Below are 17,318 nucleotides of genomic sequence, written 5' to 3' on the forward strand. Positions count from 1 at the left end.
CATGATCAAGCGCACCCGTCTGCTACTGCTCGGTGCGCTACTGGCATGGCTGACGGGCTGTGCCAGTTGGGGTGAGGACTGGCGCGAGCCCGAAGTGCATCTGGTCGAGGTCGAAACGGTCAAGGCCAGGTTGCTGGAACAGGAGTTCGTGCTGCACCTGCGGGTCGACAACCCCAATGACAGCCGCCTGTTCATTCGCAACGTGTCGTATGCAATACGCCTCAATGACCTGCTACTGGTGCAGGATGAAGCCAGCGTATGGCGCAGCGTGGGCGGGCATGCACGGCGCACTTTCAAGATCACCGCACGAACCAACCTGTGGCAGCACCTGAAGCCACTGGCCAAGCTGCTCAGAAGCAAGCAGCCGCTGCATTACACCCTGCAGGGCGAACTGGCGACCGGGTTGCTCATCCATCGGGACCTGCACATCTCGCGCAGTGGTGAGATAATCCCCGGCGATCACATACCGGAGTAACCCTGCAATGTCCCAACAACCCCACGTTCATGGCCCTGACTGCAACCATGACCATGATCACCACCACGACCACGGCCATGTACACGGCCCGCACTGCAACCACGGCACCCAAGAACCGGTGCGCAACGCCCTGAAGGACGTTGGCCGCAACGACCCGTGCCCGTGCGGTAGCGAGAAGAAGTACAAGAAGTGCCACGGCGCCTGATCGACTGACGCGATTCAACATCTGAGCGATTGCGCGATCACTGTGGGAGCGGGCGCGCCCGCGAACACGGGCGAAGCCCGTGCCATACACCGCGTCGCATGCTTCGCGTGCTTGCCCGCTCCCCAGGTAGCGTGCCAGCCTCTGGACCATGGGCCTGACACAGGTGGCTACGCGGCCTTTCGCCGGTTAGCCCCCAGCAGATCCTGATACCAGAGGCCGGCATCATAGGCGATGGTCACCAGAGTGGTCTCGACATACCGCGGGTGCTGGGCCATGCGCTGGGCAACCGCCAGGCAGGCAGCGGCTGTATTACCGACAAAAATGCCACTCTGCATGTAGAACCAGCGCTGTGCGGCGAGCATTTCTGCATGTTGCACCTGAGCCCGCTCGTCCACCAGCGACCAGTCCATGAACGGCGGGCAAACGCCCACGGCCATGCCTTCAAAACGATGATCGGCGAACACGCCAGCCCTCGAATCACAGCCATTGGGGTCGACCAGCACCGTCGACACGTCGAAGCCATGGTCTTTCAGCCCCAGGGTGATACCCGTGAAACTGGCGCCAGTACCCGCACAGCCCACGAACAGGATCTGCCGCCCTGCCCCGGCGTTGGTCAGTTGCAGGGCCAGTTCACTGGCGGTCTGATAACGATGGGCCTCGATGCCCACCGGGTTGTTGAACTGGTCGGTGTAGAAGTATGACTTACCCAACGCGGCCTGGTTATCCAGGTGATGCATCACCACGTCCTTGGGTGAGGCACCGGCCATCAGCATTTCCTTGCCGATCAGCCGAGCACCGAAACACTCCAGCAGATCCCGCTTGGTCTGGCTGAAGCTCAGCCCGACCGCCAGCTCTACGGCGACCTGGTACTTGTGGCAGGCCGCCAGCAAGCCAAAGCCGAAGCTGCCACCGGTTTTTTCGATGACGGTCGTCACCCCGGGAATGATCTCACCCTTGCGCACGGCATGTTCGACGATCCGCCGCGCCGCCCGGTATTTGTGGCTACCGCCCGGGTTGTTCATTTCCAGCTTGGTGTAGATACGATCGCTGACACTAATGAGCTCGCTCATTTGCGGCTACCTTCCATTGACGTTTGCAGGCCGACCTTGTTCTGCAGCAGGCCGGCAGTGGCAACCAGCAGCCCCAGGCAGAGGACCATGCAGATGGCGTTGGTACCGTCCCAGCCAACCGAGCTCAGCAACAACGAGGGGCTGAATGCGCCGAGGGTGGCAAAAATGGCAATGGCCAGGTCGTTCTTGCCCTGCATCTGCATCGCTGCCGGGCTGTTCTGCAGTGACTGGGCCAGCAAGGCACCTCCGCCTACGTAAGTGAGGTTCCAGCCCAGCCCGAGGGCAATCAGTGCCAGGGTCATCATGGCGTAGCTGTGCGACCAGATATTCATCGCCGAGCAACCGATCAACAGGGCCAGGCCCGCGCAAATGGTGGTCTTGATACCCAGCCGCTGGATGATGGCGCCGGTGAAGAACGACGGGGCAAACATGGCAATCACATGCCACTGGATCGCCAGGCGGACGTCAGTGAAGTCCTCGTGCATGTGTTTCATGTGCATCGAGGCCTGGATCATCAGCAGGTTCATGATCCCGTAGCCCAGCGCAGCGACAGCCATTGCCACAACCACGCTCGGGCCTGCCGGCTCGGCACGGACACTGGCCGGCTTTGCTGCGCTGTTGACCGCGCTGGCCTTACCGGCATCGTTGGGCAGGCACAGCGCAATCAACAATGAAAGCAACGCCAGGCCGACAAACGCGGCATAACACAGCGAAAACAGGGGGTAACCACCCACGTCACGCAGCCACTCGGTAAGCGTCGGCCCGACGACAGCAGCAATGACCCCGCCCGCCACGACCAGCGAAAGTGCCTTGGGCTTCAAGGCCTGGGAAAGATTGTCGGTTGCCGCGAACCGGTTGAAATTGGCGAACGCGATGTACACACCCAATGCAGAGTGGCTGAGGACCAGCGTTGAAAAATGCTGGTGCTCCACCGCCAGAAAGCCGCTGACGCCAGACAGCGCCAGGGGAATCGCGCCCAGCATGAACGCCTTTTTACGGCCGATGCGGCTCATCAGCTTGGAGACCGGATAAGTTGCCAACATCAGGCACAGAAACTGGAACCCGTACGGCACCGTGGACCATGCGGCATCAGGCGCCAGCGCAGCCCCGACAATGGCGGCCATCGTCACCGACATCACGGCAGTCGTCAGGTTGATCGACTGTGCCGTGAAGTACAGGTACGTGCGCCGCGGTAACGTGCTGTTCATAGTGCGTGCTCGTGATAAGTGGACAAGTCGATTTCGGCCTCGGGGAACACGCAGATCAGCCGTTCCTTGCCTTTACCCAGGCGTTTGCGCTTGACGCTAAGACGCCCGATGCGCCGAGGCGAATCGAGGTGCGTACCACCGCACGGGATTTCGATGCCGTCGTAGGTCCACAAACGCGCGTCTTCCAGGCCTTGAACCGCGTAGTGCTCGATCGGCGCATCGCAGCCAATCAGTTCATTCGCCCGTCGTTCAATTTCAAGCACGTCTTCAGCCGTGAACGCGTCCTCGACCAGGAAGTCGAAACGTGCCGTGTCCTCCTTGATATGGCAGCCGATAGTCCATTGCTTCAGTTCTTCACGCAGCCCGATGGCGGCGGCATACAGGAAGTGGCTGGCACTGTGAGACAACGTCAGCCGTTCGCGCCGTTCAATATCGATAGTGACGCGGGCCGGCATGCCCACGGTGACTTCATCCAACAGGTGTAAATCATCCGGGTGCAGGCTGTGAATAATAATGCCGCCCAGTTTTCCGCCTTTGAAACCGTCCAGGCGAATAGGGCTACCGTAGAGTTTTTTAACCCAGACGAATCGCACGGTACCCACCGGTAATTCAATGGTGCCGAAGTCCGCTTCCTGGCCGCCCCCTTCTGGATAGGCCACCGTACTCAGCAACTCGATGCCGTCACTGTGCACCCGCGCTACTTGCGTATTCGCGCCCGCCAGGTACTGGTCTTTGTAATACAGTTTTTCGGTATTTCTTAAAACTTCATAGTTCAGAGCGTTCATGATTCCAATACCACCTGCAATGATGTTTTAACCTGTACCCGGGCAGCGGCTGGGACGTCTTTGGTCACAATGCAGCCCGGCCCGATAAACGCACCGTCACCGACATGAATTGCGCCCAGCACACTGGCGAAAGCGCCGATCTGCACCCGGTTACCCAACGTCGGGTGCCTGGGGCTCGAGGGGTTGTCACTGATACCGCGGGCGCCCAGGGTTACGCCGCCAAGCACGTAGCAATCGTCACCAATGGTCGACGTTTCACCAATGACGGTGCCCATGCCGTGATCGATGATGAAGCGCGCACCAATGCGGCTGCGGAAATGGATCTCCGCCCCCGAAAGCATTTTTCCGCGCCTGGAGATCATGGCGGCCAGGCATTGACCGCCGGCGCCGTAGGTCGCGGCGCTATTGTTGTAGATCCAATGGGCCAGCCGATAATGCAAAACCGCAGAATAAGAGGTGTAGGTTTTTGCAATGAAGACCAGGTCGCGGCCGGCAGCCGGATCTTTCATGGCAAATGCCTGTAAATCGGCATGTGCCTGTTCAGTCACACGTTCAATGACCGGTGTTTCTTTCAGTGCTTCGAACTCGACGATTGAACAACACTCCAATAACGCCGAGGTCACAAGATTCTTTACAACTTTGAATGACTCCAGTTCGTCAGGGACAGGAAGCCTGGCAATGACGGCTGATTGCATGTCCATAGGGTGCATGGGCTTGATATCCAGTTGTCTGGTCTGCACAGACGCTAAAAGTGCCGCCTTTGTTGGCAGCCGAAAGTTCCGACACGGGGATATTGGCATGTGCTGGCCATTTGCAAACGAACAGTCGACAAGCATTTCCGTTAACTGTTAGGCTTTTTTTTCTAACGGTTTCGGACCTGCCATGATCCCCTGCAGCCTTCATCACCTTTTGAAACAACGCCTGGATGCAGGCGAGTGGTTGCCCGGGCAACGCATGCCCTCCATCCGCAAGCTGACCGCTGCAGTGGACTTCAGTTACCACGACGTCGTGTCGGCCTATGCCCAGCTGGTCAGCGAAGGGGTATTGACGGCATCACCTGGGCGAGGCTACTTCGTGGCAAACCGCGCCAGGCAGACCAGCGTGATCCACGAACCCGAATGCATGGCCGGCGACCCCCTGTTCCGGCTGCTGCAGGGCGGCCAGCACTTCACCAAGCTGGGCAGCGGCTGGCTGCCTCCAGCGTGGCGCGACACCGAACTGCTGGCCAAGGCAATTCGTCGCACAGCGCGGCTGGAGCAGAGCTCGCTGGCAGAGTACGGCGACATCCAGGGGTACCTGCCCATGCGCAAACAGCTGTGCGTGCACATGAAACGGCTGACCCGTGTCGAAGCCCGGCCCAACCAGCTGCTGACCACACTGGGTGCCACGCAAGGCCTGGACCTGGTTGCACGGTTGCTGATCAAACCGGGCGACCACGTTTTCGTCGACGAGCCGGGCAACGGCAACCTGATCAAGCTGATCCAACTGGCTGGCGGGCACGTCGTCGGCATTCGGCGGACCCAGGACGGGCCAGATGTGGAAGAAATGAGAAGCCACCTGGCCAGGCACAAGGTCAAGGCGTTTTTCTGCAACAGCACCTTCCACAACCCGACCGGCAGCAACATCAGCCCGCACAACGCCTTCAGCGTCCTGCGCCTGGCGGTGGAACACGAGTTCTTCGTGGTCGAGGACGATGTCTATGGGGACTTCAGCCCTGCTGTGCGCCAGACCTTTGCCGAGCTGGACAACCTTGACCGGGTTATCTACATCGGCAGCTTCTCCAAATGCCTGTCGGCATCGCTGCGCGTGGGGTTCATTGCCTGCTCGCAAGACCTGATCGAACCGCTCACACGCCTTAAACTGCTGACCTGCGTCGCCGTCCCCGCGTTTTGCGAACGCTTCGTCAACACCATATTGTCGGATGGCACGTATGCCCGGCACATGAAAGACGTGCAGCAGCGCCTGATCCGCCAGCAAGTGCAAACCCAACGCTTGCTGCTTGAGCGCGGCTGGCAGTTCGATATTGCGCCGCAAGGGGGTATGTTCCTTTGGGTCTACCACCCGGACCTGCCCGACCTGCAACCTTTCATGCGTAAACTGGAGCAGCACAAGATCCTGCTGATGCCGGGCTCTGCATTCGCGGTGAGCCGTGACTACCAACGCTACACGCGCATCAATTGCACGCATTTTTCCGACGCCTTGGCCGAGCACTTCGAGGTTTGACCCGACGCGATCAAATAAACCGACCTGGGACCTTGCATGGCGCCTGCGCGCTTACTACCTTAGCGCCTTTCCAAACCAGCCTCGCCTTGCAGGAGCCCTTGCCATGGCCGCCCCCGCCTTTCCTCCCTTCCGCCTGCGGTTTGCAACCGCTGCCACCCTGCTCGGCATGCTCGGGCTGGCCGGCTGCCAGACGGGCGGCTACCAGGATAGCGTGCCACCGACCAGCGGCGTGCAGCCGCTCAAAGGCCTGGCACAGAATGTTTCGGTACGGCGCAATGCCATGGGCGCGCCGCTGATCGAAAGCAGCAGCTTCCATGATGCGCTGTTCAGCCTGGGCTATGTGCACGCCGGCGACCGCATCGAACAGATGGTCGCCATGCGCCTGCTCGCCCAAGGCCGTCTGGCCGAACTGGCCGGCAGCGAGGCGCTGGATATCGACCGCCTCATGCGCGCCGCCAACCTCAAGCAAAGTGCCGCCCAGCAATACGCCGACGCATCGCCACGGCTCAAGCGCTTCTTCGAAGTGTACGCGCGCGGGGTCAACGCCTACCTGTTCCGCTACCGCGACAAGCTGCCAGCAGGCCTGGCCAGTAGTGGCTATCGCCCCGAATACTGGAAGCCTGAAGACTCGGCGCTGATCTTCTGCCTGTACGCGTTCAGCCAGTCGGTCAACCTGCAAGAGGAACTCAGCGCCCTGACCCTGGCGCAGAAAGCCGGTAGCGACAAGCTGGCCTGGTTGCTGCCCGGGGCCCCGGACGAGCCGCTGGCCGAAATGGAAGTGGACAAGCTCAAGGGCCTGAACCTGGCCAGCCAGTTGCCGGGGCTGCCAGCCCTGGCAGCTGCCAGCCAGAAGCTCGCCGACCTCGACCTGCTCGGTAGCCCGGGGTCGGCCAACCTGGCCCTGGGCCCGCAGCGCAGCCGCAGCGGCAAGAGCCTGCTGGCCAGCGACAGCCGCGCCGCCTGGGCCTTGAGCCCGGTACAAATCAATACCAGCAAGTACCAGGTTGCCGGCCTGTCCTTGCCGGGCCTGCCAATTGTGCTGGCCGGCTACAATGGCAAGCTGGCCTGGAGCAGCAGCGCGGTCATGGCCGACAATCAGGACCTGTTCCTCGAGCAGCTGCGCCGCCAAGGCAATCAGCTGAGCTACCTGGCCGATGGTAAATGGCTGCCGGCCCGCGCCCGCAGCGAAACCTACTTTGTACGTGGCCAGCGACCCGTGCGCGAAGTGGTGTACGACACCCGCCACGGCACCCTGCTGGCCCAGCCAGAAAACGCCAGCCTGGGCCTGGCGCTGAACCTGCCCCAATTCAAAGGTGATCGCAGCCTGGATGCTCTGTTCGACCTGACGCGGGCCAAGAACGTGGAGCGGGCCTTCGACAGCACACGTGAAGTGACGGCTGCTGCCGTCAACTTCGTTTTCGCCGAGCCTGAGCACATCGGCTGGCAAGTCAGTGGCCGCTACCCCAATCGCCGCGAAGGCCAGGGCCTGCTGCCCTCGCCGGGCTGGGACGGGCGTTACGACTGGGACGGCTATGCCGACCCGATGCTGCACCCGTACGACCAGGACCCGCCCGCAGGCTGGATCGGCCACGCCAACCAGCGCAGCCTGCCGCGCGGCTATGGCATGCAGCTGTCCAGCACCTGGTACTACCCCGAACGTGCCGAACGCCTGGCAGAACTGGCCGGCAACGGTCGCCACGACAGTCGCAGCCTGATGGCCCTGCAGAACGACCAAGTGACCCTGCTGGCCAACAAGCTCAAGCAGATGTTCAACGCACCCGGCATGGCCCAGCCACTGAAGCAGGCGATCGACGCCCTCCCCGCCGGGCAGCGCGACAAGGCCCGCGACACGCTGGCCCGTCTCAAGGCCTTCGATGGCCGCCTGAGCCCGGTGTCGGCCGATGCCGCGCTGTACGAGTTGTTCTTGCAGGAGGTCGCTCGCCAGACCTTCCTCGATGACCTGGGCCCGGAGGCCGGCCCCGCGTGGCAGGCATTCGTCAGCAATGCACGTTTGTCGTTCTCGGCGCAGGCCGATCATCTGCTGGGCCGCGATGACAGCCCCTTCTGGGATGACCGCAACACGCCGCAAAAAGAAGACAAGCCCGCCATCCTCGCCCGCAGCCTGGCGGGCGCAATGGAGGCCGGGATCGCGCAGCTGGGTGCCGACCGACGCACCTGGCAGTGGGGCCAGCTGCACCAGTACCGCTGGCCGGCACCGGCCTACCATGGCCTGGGGGATGCGATCAGCCGTGCGCCGCTTGCCGCAGGCGGCGACTTCACTACCCTGGCCCTCACACCATTCGCCTGGGGCAGCGACTTCGACACGCATCTGCCAGCCTCGGCACGGATGATCGTCGACTTCGGCCAGGCCGAACCGTTGCAGATACTGACCAGCAGCGGCCAGTCCGGCAACCCGGCCAGCGCGCATTACCGCGACGGGCTGGATGCCTGGTTCAAAGGGCGCTTCATGAGCCTGCCACTGCAACAGCAGAATTTCGGCAGGGCGTATGGCAACCAGCGGCTTACATTGGTACCGGGGCGGTAACGGCATTCTTCAGGGGGCATGAGGGGGCTTGATGAAGTTTTCAGCAGCGCCCTCCCAAATCCATCCGAACTAACGTCTGGCACCATGCCTCTTAACGGATAACCCCAGAACCAGTGCCCGTGCCATGGACCTTGTCATCGCCCGCCCCGAAGGCCTGTACTGCCCGCCCGGAGATTTCTACATCGACCCCTGGCGGCCCGTGGACCGGGCTGTCATTACCCACGGCCACGGCGACCACGCACGCACCGGCAATGGCCATTATCTGACCGCCAGCCCCGGTGCCGGCATTCTGCGCAGCCGCCTGGGCCAGGACATCCATTTGCAGACCCTGCCCTACGGTGAGCGCCTGCTGCACCAAGGCGTGACGTTGAGCCTGCACCCAGCCGGGCACGTGCTGGGTTCGGCACAGGTGCGCCTGGAGTATCGAGGTGAAGTCTGGGTTGCATCCGGTGACTACAAGGTAGAACCCGATGGCACCTGTACGCCCTTCGAACCGGTGGCGTGCCACACCTTCATCACCGAGTCGACCTTCGGCCTGCCGATCTACCGCTGGCCAAGTCAAAGCGAGATCTTCGCCAGCATCAATGCCTGGTGGCGGGCCAACCGTGAACAGGGCAAGGCCAGCGTGCTGTTCTGCTATGCCTTCGGAAAGGCCCAGCGGATTCTGCATGGGCTGGATGCCAGCATCGGCCCGATCCTCGTGCATGGCGCCATGGAGCCGCTCAACCGGGTGTATCGGGATGCCGGTATCCGCCTGCCGGAAACCCGCTACGCAGGCGATATACCGCGCAACGATCCTCTGCTGCGCCAGGCACTGGTCCTGGCGCCCCCATCGGCCGGCGGGAGTAGCTGGATGCGCCGTTTTGGCGATTACAGTGATGCCTTCGCCAGCGGCTGGATGCTGCTACGCGGCGCCCGCCGACGGCGCGGCGTGGACCGAGGCTTTGTGCTGTCCGACCACGCCGACTGGCCCGGCCTGCTCTGGGCCATTGGCCAGACCGGTGCCCAACGGGTGATGGTCACTCACGGCTCGGTCGAGGTACTGGTGCGCTACCTCACCGAACAAGGCCTGGATGCCCGCGCCTTTGTCACCGAGTATGGCGACGAAGACGATGTGCCCAACACCGCCCCCTCGCCATGAAAGCCTTCGCTACGCTGTTCCTGCGCCTGGACGCGACCACCTCCAGCAATGCCAAGCTCGAGGCACTGCGCGACTACTTTGACATGGCGCCCGCCGACGATGCTGCCTGGGCGGTGTATTTCCTGGCCGGCGGGCGCCCACGCCAACTGGTGCCCACCCGCCTTCTACGCGAACTGGCAACGGCACTGGCTGGCCTGCCGGACTGGCTTTTCGAAGAAAGCTATCAGGCCGTGGGCGACCTGGCCGAGACCATTTCGCTGCTGCTGCCGCTGCACGCCGATGGCAACGATGAAGGCCTGGCCACCTGGGTGGAACAGCACTTGCTGCCCCTGCGCGGGCTGCCGCCTGAGCAAGTCCGCCAGCGCCTGCCGCCGCTCTGGGCCCGGTTGGACCGCGCCAGCCTGATGCTATGCCTGAAACTGATCACTGGCAGCTTTCGCGTGGGCGTGTCAAAGCTGTTGGTCACCCGCGCCCTGGCGCAACTGGCCGGGCTGGACGCCAAACGCGTGGCCCAGCGCCTGGTCGGCTACACCGATATAGGCCATCGCCCCACTGCAGCCAGTTACCAGAGGCTGATCGCCCCGGAGTCCGCCGATGAACACAACCAGCGTGGCGGCCAGCCCTACCCCTTCTTCCTGGCCCATCCGCTGCAAGTGTCCAGCGATCAATTCGATACCCTGCTCGGGCCACCAAGCGATTGGCAAATCGAATGGAAGTGGGACGGCATTCGGGCGCAAGTGGTGAAGCGCGATGGCCAGCTGTGGGTGTGGTCACGCGGCGAAGAACTGGTTACCGAGCGTTTCCCCGAACTGCATGGCCTGGCACAGACGTTGCCTGATGGCGTGGTGCTCGATGGCGAGATCCTGGTCTGGAAACCCGGTGAAACCGAGACGGAACTGGCCGTGCAGCCTTTCGCCTTGCTGCAACAGCGCATCGGTCGCAAAACGCTGGGCAAAAAGCTGCTGAACGATGCGCCGGTGGTGTTGCAGGCCTACGACCTGTTGGAGTGGCAGGGCGATGACTGGCGCAGCCGACCGCAGCACGAACGCCGAAGCCAGCTGGAACGCCTGGTGGATGAACACCCACTTGCCCCCGTGCTGTTGTCGCCTTTGCTGCAAGGCCCGGACTGGGCCGACCTTGCCCGCCAGCGCGAACAGTCACGCAGCCTGGGCGTGGAAGGGCTGATGCTGAAGCAGCGCGAGGCCCTGTACGGCGTGGGGCGCACCAAGGACATGGGCATTTGGTGGAAGTGGAAGATCGACCCGTTCAGCGTCGATGCGGTGCTGATCTATGCCCAACGCGGCCACGGCCGCAGGGCCAGTCTGTACAGCGACTACACCTTTGCCGTATGGGATGCACCGGCAGGTACCCCTGGTCGGGCGTTGGTGCCCTTTGCCAAGGCCTATTCAGGGCTCAGTGACGAAGAAATGCGCAAGGTCGACGCCATCATCCGCAAGACCACGGTGGAAACGTTCGGGCCGGTGCGCAGTGTGACCCCAACGTTGGTGTTCGAGCTGGGCTTCGAAGGCATCGCCCTGTCCCGGCGCCACAAAAGCGGTATCGCCGTGCGCTTTCCGCGCATGCTGCGCTGGCGGCTGGACAAGCCGGTGGAGGAGGCAGATGACCTGGCCACCTTGCAGGCGCTACTGGCCTGAAAAAGTTTGCGATGCCCGACTGCTGCAGGATGAGGCGCATTCGCTGAAACTATGCTTCTATTTTTGAGCCGACCCGTGTCGCAGACCGTTTTCGCCACGCAGCCAGGACCAACATGCACCATTCAACCCATGACCTGCTCTCCCCCGTACCGGGCATCACCCGCCAACTGCACAGTTTCCACTTCGGCCCTCGCAGTGGTGGCAAAGTCTATATACAGGCCTCACTGCACGCCGACGAGCTACCGGGCATGCTGGTAGCCTGGCACCTCAAGCGCCGTCTGGTCGAGCTGGAACAGCAAGGCCGACTGCAGCGCGAGATCATTCTGGTGCCGGTGGCCAACCCGGTGGGCCTGGAGCAAGTGCTGCTGGATGCGCCATTGGGGCGTTTTGAACTGCAAAGCGGCGAGAACTTCAATCGCAACTTCGTCGACCTGTCGGACAGCATCGGCGACCTGATCGAAGAACACCTCACCCAGGACCCGACGCACAACCTTGCACTGATCCGCGAATACCTGCGCCGCGGCCTGGACGCACACCCGGCTCGCACACCCCTGCAGGCCCAGCGCCTGATACTGCAGCGCCTGGCCTGCGATGCCGATATGGTGCTGGACCTGCACTGCGACTTCGAAGCAGTCGAGCACCTGTACACCACCCCCGATGCCTGGCCCCAGATCGAACCCTTGGCCCGTTACCTGGGCGCCCAGGCCAGCCTGCTGGCAACGGACTCGGGCGGGCAGTCGTTCGATGAATGTTTCAGCCTGGTCTGGTGGCAATTGCAGCAACGTTTCGGCAAACGCTTCCCGATTCCGCTGGGCTGCTGCTCGGTCACCGTCGAGCTGCGTGGCCAGGCGGATGTCAGCCATGATCTGGCCAGCAAGGACTGCCAGGCGATCCTCGACTTCCTGACCCATGCAGGTGTCATCGAAGGCACCAGCGCCGCTCTGCCCGCGCTGTTACGCCACGCCACGCCGTTGGCCGCGGTGGAACCCGTGGCAACGCCACTGGGTGGGTTGCTGGTTTACCACGCCAAACCGGGCCAGCACCTGGAGGCCGGCCAACTGATTGCCGAAGTCATCGACCCACTCAGTGACCGAGTCACCGCCCTGCGCAACAGCCAGCCAGGCCTGCTGTATGCGCGTAGCGTACGGCGCATGGCCACGGCTGGCATGGTCATCGCCCATGTGGCCGGCGAACAGGTATGCCGCAGCGGCTACCTGTTGGCCAATTGATCCGGTAAAACCATTGCAGCCGGCAAGTGGTCTGTAGAAGCACAGCCTTCGGAGGGCCATCTGCCTCATGCCTGCTGCTACCGACCTCGCCAATGCCTGGTTTGCCAAGCGCGGCTGGAAGCCCTTCGCTTTCCAACGGCGCGTATGGGCTGCCGTCGAACGGGGCGAGTCCGGTTTGCTGCATGCCAGTACCGGTGCCGGCAAGACCTATGCGGTCTGGCTCGCTGCACTACGTGCGTTCAAGCCCAGGCCCCAGGGCCGCCACTTGGCCCCCATACAGGTGGTGTGGGTGACGCCCATGCGTGCCCTGGCCGCCGACACCGCACGTGCGTTGCAAGCGCCGCTTGATGAACTCCAGCTGCCTTGGAGCGTAGGGGTGCGCAGCGGCGACACCCACAGTGCCGAGCGCGCCCGACAGGCCCGGCGGCTACCCAGTGTGCTGATCACCACCCCCGAAAGCCTGACCCTGCTGCTGACCCGGGCACAGGCACATGAGGATTTCGCCACGCTGCAACTGGTGGTAGTGGATGAATGGCACGAGCTGCTTGGCAACAAGCGCGGGGTACAACTGCAGCTGGCCTTGGCGCGCCTGCGGCATTGGCACCCAGGCCTACCGACCTGGGGCTTGTCGGCAACGCTCGGCAATCTGCAACACGCACGGGATGTCTTGCTGCCCCAGGGCGGCCTGCTGGTGCGAGGCCGGCAAGACAAGGCGCTGCAAGTCGACACCCTGCTGCCAACAGCGATCGAGCGCTTCCCTTGGGCTGGACACATGGGCCTGAAGATGCTCGACCAGGTCTGTCACGAGATCGATGCCAGTGCCAGTAGCCTGGTGTTCACCAACACCCGCGCCCAGGCAGAAATCTGGTATCAGGCCCTGCTTGAGGCCCGCCCGGACTGGGCCGGGCTGATCGCCCTGCACCACGCCTCGCTGGCCCGCGATACCCGCGACTGGGTCGAGCGCAGCCTCAAGCAAGGCAGCCTCAAGGCGGTGATCTGCACCTCCAGCCTGGACCTGGGCGTGGACTTTCTGCCCGTGGAACGGGTGCTGCAAATCGGCTCGGCCAAGGGCATCGCCCGCCTGATGCAGCGGGCGGGTCGCTCAGGACACGCGCCTGGGCGGCGCTCCAGGGTCACCCTGGTGCCCACCCATAGCCTGGAACTGGTGGAAGCGGCGGCGGCCCGGCAGGCGCTGATAGCCGGCCACATCGAAGCCCGCTTTTCACCGCGCCTGTGCATGGACGTGCTGGTACAGCATCTGGTCAGCATGGCCTTGGGCAGCGGTTTTCGCCCTGAGCAACTGCTCGCCGAAGTGCGAAGCACCTGGGCCTTTCGCCAGTTGCGCGACAGCCAATGGCAATGGGCGCTGGACTTCGTCTGCCACGGCGGCAGCTCACTGACCGCCTACCCGGACTACCAGCGCGTCGAGCGCCAGGCCGACGGTGTTTATCGGGTTACCAGCGAACGCTTGGCACGGCGCCACCGCATGGGCATCGGCACTATCGTCAGCGATGCCAACCTGCAACTGAAATACTGGAGCAAGGGCGGCGGCGGGAAAACGCTGGGCAGTGTTGAAGAAGCGTTCATCGCCCGCCTGCGCCCCGGCGATACGCTGGTATTTGCCGGGCGGGTACTGGAGCTGGTGCGCGTGGAAAACATGACGGCCTATGTGCGTCGCAGCACGGCGCGAAAGGCTGCGGTAGCGCGCTGGAACGGCGGGCGCATGCCGCTCTCGAGCGAACTGGCCGAGGCGCTGGTCGAGCAGCTCGATGCTGCCGCCCATGAACGCTTTGACGGGCCGGAAATGCGGGCAGTACGCCCGCTGCTTGCGCTTCAGGCGCAGTGGTCAGCCTTACCCACCACAGGCACACTGCTGGCCGAGACCTTCAAATCCCGCCAGGGCTGGCACCTGTTCCTGTATCCCTTTGCGGGGCGCATGGCCAACCTGGGCTTGGCCAATCTGATTGCCTGGCGGGTTAGCCGCGCACAACCACTGTCGGTATCGATTGCCGTCAATGACTACGGATTCGAACTCCTCAGCCCTGCCCAGGTGGACTGGGCCAGGCACTTGCCACAAGCGCTCGGCACCACGGACCTGCTGGAAGATGTGCTGGCCAGCCTGAATGCCGGGGAAATGGCACTGCGGCGCTTTCGTGAAATTGCCCAGATTGCCGGCCTGGTGTTTGGTGGCTATCCCGCCGCGCAGAAGAGCACGCGGCAAATCCAGGCCTCCAGCGGGCTGTTCTATGAGGTGTTTCGCAAGCACGACGCGGGGAATTTGCTGCTTGGCCAGGCGCGGGATGAAGTATTGAGCGAAGAGCTGGAAATCGAACGGCTGCATCGGCAACTGCTGAAAATGAGTGAGTTGCAACTGGACCTGCGGGCGTTGAAGCGGCCAGGGCCCCTGGCGTTTGCCTTGTTGGTGGAAGGCATGCGCGAGACATTGAGCACCGAGAAGCTGGCAGACCGCATTGCGCGGATGGTGGCGGAACTGGAACAAGCGGCGGACGCGGGATGAATTACCAACCCATCGAACACCGGGGGCAGGCGCTCTGGCTGCTTGCCGACAAAGCCATCTACTGGCCCGCCCGCCGCGCCTTGCTGGTGGCCGACGTGCACATCGGAAAGGCCGCCAGCTACCGCGCCCTGCATCAACCGGTGCCACGTGGAACGACTGAGGCGACACTCGCCAGGCTCGATCGCCTGCTGGCCGCACAGGACTGTGAGCAACTGATCATCCTGGGCGACTTTCTGCATGCCCGCACGGCCCGTGCACCGGCAACGCTGGCCAAAGTGGATGATTGGCGCAAGCGGCACAAAGAACTGAAAATAGTGCTGATACGCGGCAATCATGACCGCAACGCCGGCGATCCACCCGCCTCGCTCGATATTCAGGTCGTGGACGAGCCTTGGGTTCTGGAGCCCTTTGCCATGCAGCACGAGCCGCAGCCCCACCGCACACACCCGGTACTGGCGGGCCACGTACACCCCGTCTTCGTCCTGCGCGGCAAGGCCCGTCAGCGCTTGCGCCTGCCTTGCTTCGTGATCGATGAGCAAGTCAGCCTGCTACCTGCATTCGGTGAGTTCACCGGAGGGTGGGAAATCACCCCCGCCAGCGCCAGCCGGCTGTACCTGGCTGGCGCTGACCGCGTCTGGCCGCTTTAGCGACGCTTAAGCGACAGGGGCGGGAGGCGGCTCGTCCGGCAAGGTCGGTTCACCCGGCTCCATGGGAGGCGTCTCACCGGGTTCCGGCGGTTGCGGGGTATCGGGGTCAGGTTGATGGGGCACGCCCCCCGCTTGCATGGGCAGCGGGTGCGCCAGCAGTGACCAGGGCAACAACCCTACGTGATTGGGCTGCAGGCCTGCCAGCTTGGCACTGATTGCGGGATGGAGTTTCATTGGCTGCTCCTGACGAAAGCCGATGTACATCATGCACACCGGCGTTACTTCGTTGGAGTGCCAAAGGCGCGGGTAATTCCCCGCGCTTGTCGGCTCAGGTACGCGGCAGCGTGACGCCGCGCTGGCCCTGGTATTTGCCGCCACGGTCCTTGTACGACACTTCGCACTCTTCGTCGGACTGCAAGAACAGCATCTGCGCCACGCCTTCGTTGGCGTAGATCTTCGCCGGCAGCGTGGTGGTGTTGGAGAACTCCAACGTCACGTGGCCTTCCCACTCGGGCTCGAGCGGCGTGACGTTGACGATGATGCCGCACCGGGCGTAGGTGCTCTTGCCCAGGCAAATGGTCAGCACGTCACGGGGAATGCGGAAATATTCGACAGTACGCGCCAGGGCGAAAGAGTTTGGCGGGATGATGCACACGTCGCTCTTGATATCGACGAAGCTGCCAGCATCGAAATTTTTCGGGTCGACGGTGGCCGAGTTGATGTTGGTGAACACCTTGAATTCGTCGGCGCAGCGTACGTCGTATCCATAGCTGGAGACGCCGAAGGAGATCACGCGGTTGTCCTGCTCGCCGCGCACCTGGCGCTCGACGAACGGCTCGATCATGCCGTGTTCCTGCGCCATGCGGCGAATCCACTTGTCCGATTTGATGCTCATGGCGGGGTGTCCTGAAGAGTTGCGAGGTGAAAATCGTGACGCGCATATTACCGGTCCCGGCGCCCAGGTTAAAGTTCCATCCCACATCCCGCGCCGGGTGGGGGCTGCAGCCGCCGCCGATCCGAATTTGCCTAAAGCGTCTTCTGACCATTGGCAGGTTGCGGAAAGTGGGGTAAGGTGTTGCCACTGTGCTGCACGTGACACCGAGAATCTCTAGTTTGATGCACGATCCTGATCGGCCCATCGCTGAATTTTCTGCTCTCTTTGCGCTCAGTCCCGGGCAGGGTTTTTCCTGACCGTTATCAAATTGTCCAAGGAGACAGAAAAATGTCCAACCGTCAATCCGGTGTTGTTAAGTGGTTCAACGATGAGAAAGGCTACGGCTTCATCACCCCTCAGTCGGGCGATGACCTGTTCGTGCACTTCAAAGCCATCCAAGCTGACGGCTTCAAAACCCTGAAAGAAGGCCAGGCTGTTACTTTCGTCGCTACCCGCGGCCAGAAAGGCATGCAGGCTGAAGAAGTTCAGATCGCCTAAGTCGATCTAGCTTCCTAGCTTTCAAAAAAACCCGCCTTCTGGCGGGTTTTTTTATGCCTGTCTGAAGGCCATGCATTGCAAGTGTGTGGAGCCGTGTGTCGCGAAAGAGCCGCAAAGCGGCCCCAGCAATCTATGCATGATGCGGAGATCCTGGGGCCGCTGCGCGGCCCTTTCGCGACGCAAGG

The 17,318-nt window shown here is 62.7% G+C and carries 16 protein-coding genes; 10 read left to right on the forward strand and 6 right to left on the reverse strand.

Annotated elements, in window-relative coordinates:
* The first annotated feature begins 1 nt into the window (after position 1).
* Positions 2-475, forward strand: a complete 474-nt coding sequence (locus AC3WLP_RS22425; protein WP_017148137.1) for an LEA/WHy family protein — start codon at positions 2-4, stop codon at positions 473-475.
* Positions 476-482: 7 nt separating this feature from the next.
* On the forward strand, positions 483-680 hold the full coding sequence (locus AC3WLP_RS22430; RefSeq protein WP_012051415.1) for an SEC-C metal-binding domain-containing protein: 198 nt from the start codon (positions 483-485) through the stop codon (positions 678-680).
* A 167-nt stretch (positions 681-847) separates the two neighbouring features.
* Here AC3WLP_RS22430 and AC3WLP_RS22435 read toward each other — a convergent pair whose 3' ends face one another.
* From AC3WLP_RS22435 to AC3WLP_RS22450, 4 genes are read right to left on the reverse strand one after another with little or no spacing between them, the layout of a single operon-like run.
* On the reverse strand, positions 848-1,750 hold the full coding sequence (locus AC3WLP_RS22435) for a pyridoxal-phosphate dependent enzyme (RefSeq protein WP_012051414.1): 903 nt from the start codon (positions 1,748-1,750) through the stop codon (positions 848-850).
* The gene (locus tag AC3WLP_RS22440; RefSeq protein ID WP_088512942.1) at positions 1,747-2,958 is read right to left on the reverse strand and encodes an MFS transporter; all 1,212 of its coding nucleotides are present in this window, start codon (positions 2,956-2,958) and stop codon (positions 1,747-1,749) included. The genes AC3WLP_RS22435 and AC3WLP_RS22440 overlap by 4 nt, the downstream gene beginning before the upstream one ends.
* A complete protein-coding gene (locus AC3WLP_RS22445) occupies positions 2,955-3,743 on the reverse strand; it encodes an alanyl-tRNA editing protein (protein ID WP_004576216.1) in 789 nt (262 codons plus the stop codon). The genes AC3WLP_RS22440 and AC3WLP_RS22445 overlap by 4 nt, the downstream gene beginning before the upstream one ends.
* A complete protein-coding gene (locus AC3WLP_RS22450; RefSeq protein WP_003254905.1) occupies positions 3,740-4,453 on the reverse strand; it encodes a serine O-acetyltransferase in 714 nt (237 codons plus the stop codon). Before AC3WLP_RS22450 ends, AC3WLP_RS22445 begins: the two co-directional genes overlap by 4 nt.
* 172 nt (positions 4,454-4,625) lie before the next feature.
* Between AC3WLP_RS22450 and AC3WLP_RS22455 the strand changes: the two genes are divergently transcribed.
* The 7 genes from AC3WLP_RS22455 (at position 4,626) to pdeM (ending at position 15,701) form a co-directional block, all read left to right on the forward strand.
* The gene (locus AC3WLP_RS22455) at positions 4,626-5,966 is read left to right on the forward strand and encodes an aminotransferase-like domain-containing protein (RefSeq protein WP_012051411.1); all 1,341 of its coding nucleotides are present in this window, start codon (positions 4,626-4,628) and stop codon (positions 5,964-5,966) included.
* 103 nt (positions 5,967-6,069) lie between these two features.
* A complete protein-coding gene (locus AC3WLP_RS22460; protein WP_012051410.1) occupies positions 6,070-8,511 on the forward strand; it encodes a penicillin acylase family protein in 2,442 nt (813 codons plus the stop codon).
* A 124-nt stretch (positions 8,512-8,635) separates the two neighbouring features.
* Positions 8,636-9,652, forward strand: a complete 1,017-nt coding sequence (locus tag AC3WLP_RS22465) for a ligase-associated DNA damage response exonuclease (RefSeq protein ID WP_014755527.1) — start codon at positions 8,636-8,638, stop codon at positions 9,650-9,652.
* On the forward strand, positions 9,649-11,307 hold the full coding sequence (locus AC3WLP_RS22470; protein WP_004576220.1) for an ATP-dependent DNA ligase: 1,659 nt from the start codon (positions 9,649-9,651) through the stop codon (positions 11,305-11,307). The genes AC3WLP_RS22465 and AC3WLP_RS22470 overlap by 4 nt, the downstream gene beginning before the upstream one ends.
* Positions 11,308-11,420: 113 nt before the next feature.
* Positions 11,421-12,536, forward strand: a complete 1,116-nt coding sequence (locus AC3WLP_RS22475) for a succinylglutamate desuccinylase/aspartoacylase family protein (RefSeq protein WP_003254913.1) — start codon at positions 11,421-11,423, stop codon at positions 12,534-12,536.
* Positions 12,537-12,603: 67 nt separating this feature from the next.
* Positions 12,604-15,054: a ligase-associated DNA damage response DEXH box helicase gene (locus AC3WLP_RS22480; RefSeq protein ID WP_088512943.1), complete on the forward strand. Its 2,451-nt coding sequence runs from the start codon at positions 12,604-12,606 to the stop codon at positions 15,052-15,054.
* On the forward strand, positions 15,051-15,701 hold the full coding sequence (gene pdeM / locus AC3WLP_RS22485; RefSeq protein ID WP_088512944.1) for a ligase-associated DNA damage response endonuclease PdeM: 651 nt from the start codon (positions 15,051-15,053) through the stop codon (positions 15,699-15,701). Before AC3WLP_RS22480 ends, pdeM begins: the two co-directional genes overlap by 4 nt.
* 6 nt (positions 15,702-15,707) lie before the next feature.
* Here the strand turns inward: pdeM and AC3WLP_RS22490 are convergent, their stop codons facing one another.
* Positions 15,708-15,935 carry a hypothetical protein gene (locus tag AC3WLP_RS22490; protein ID WP_003254918.1) on the reverse strand — a complete coding sequence of 76 codons (228 nt, stop codon included), beginning with the start codon at positions 15,933-15,935 and terminating at the stop codon, positions 15,708-15,710.
* Between the two features lie 94 nt (positions 15,936-16,029).
* Positions 16,030-16,596 carry a dCTP deaminase gene (gene dcd / locus AC3WLP_RS22495; protein ID WP_003254920.1) on the reverse strand — a complete coding sequence of 189 codons (567 nt, stop codon included), beginning with the start codon at positions 16,594-16,596 and terminating at the stop codon, positions 16,030-16,032.
* Between the two features lie 327 nt (positions 16,597-16,923).
* Here dcd and AC3WLP_RS22500 point away from each other — a divergent pair, with 327 nt between their 5' ends.
* Entirely contained in the window at positions 16,924-17,133 is a 210-nt protein-coding gene (locus AC3WLP_RS22500) for a cold-shock protein (RefSeq protein ID WP_003254922.1), read from the forward strand.
* Positions 17,134-17,318: the final 185 nt, after the last annotated feature.

The organism is Pseudomonas sp. FW305-E2 (assembly GCF_058782925.1).

Excerpts from the sequence above, each read along its gene's own strand:
- AC3WLP_RS22425 (WP_017148137.1), top strand. The coding sequence starts at position 2 with ATGATCAAGCGCACCCGTCTGCTACTGCTCGGTGCGCTACTGGCATGG.
- AC3WLP_RS22430 (WP_012051415.1), top strand. The coding sequence starts at position 483 with ATGTCCCAACAACCCCACGTTCATGGCCCTGACTGCAACCATGACCAT.
- AC3WLP_RS22435 (WP_012051414.1), bottom strand. The coding sequence starts at position 1,750 with ATGAGCGAGCTCATTAGTGTCAGCGATCGTATCTACACCAAGCTGGAA.
- AC3WLP_RS22440 (WP_088512942.1), bottom strand. The coding sequence starts at position 2,958 with ATGAACAGCACGTTACCGCGGCGCACGTACCTGTACTTCACGGCACAG.
- AC3WLP_RS22445 (WP_004576216.1), bottom strand. The coding sequence starts at position 3,743 with ATGAACGCTCTGAACTATGAAGTTTTAAGAAATACCGAAAAACTGTAT.
- AC3WLP_RS22450 (WP_003254905.1), bottom strand. The coding sequence starts at position 4,453 with ATGCACCCTATGGACATGCAATCAGCCGTCATTGCCAGGCTTCCTGTC.
- AC3WLP_RS22455 (WP_012051411.1), top strand. The coding sequence starts at position 4,626 with ATGATCCCCTGCAGCCTTCATCACCTTTTGAAACAACGCCTGGATGCA.
- AC3WLP_RS22460 (WP_012051410.1), top strand. The coding sequence starts at position 6,070 with ATGGCCGCCCCCGCCTTTCCTCCCTTCCGCCTGCGGTTTGCAACCGCT.
- AC3WLP_RS22465 (WP_014755527.1), top strand. The coding sequence starts at position 8,636 with ATGGACCTTGTCATCGCCCGCCCCGAAGGCCTGTACTGCCCGCCCGGA.
- AC3WLP_RS22470 (WP_004576220.1), top strand. The coding sequence starts at position 9,649 with ATGAAAGCCTTCGCTACGCTGTTCCTGCGCCTGGACGCGACCACCTCC.
- AC3WLP_RS22475 (WP_003254913.1), top strand. The coding sequence starts at position 11,421 with ATGCACCATTCAACCCATGACCTGCTCTCCCCCGTACCGGGCATCACC.
- AC3WLP_RS22480 (WP_088512943.1), top strand. The coding sequence starts at position 12,604 with ATGCCTGCTGCTACCGACCTCGCCAATGCCTGGTTTGCCAAGCGCGGC.
- pdeM (WP_088512944.1), top strand. The coding sequence starts at position 15,051 with ATGAATTACCAACCCATCGAACACCGGGGGCAGGCGCTCTGGCTGCTT.
- AC3WLP_RS22490 (WP_003254918.1), bottom strand. The coding sequence starts at position 15,935 with ATGAAACTCCATCCCGCAATCAGTGCCAAGCTGGCAGGCCTGCAGCCC.
- dcd (WP_003254920.1), bottom strand. The coding sequence starts at position 16,596 with ATGAGCATCAAATCGGACAAGTGGATTCGCCGCATGGCGCAGGAACAC.
- AC3WLP_RS22500 (WP_003254922.1), top strand. The coding sequence starts at position 16,924 with ATGTCCAACCGTCAATCCGGTGTTGTTAAGTGGTTCAACGATGAGAAA.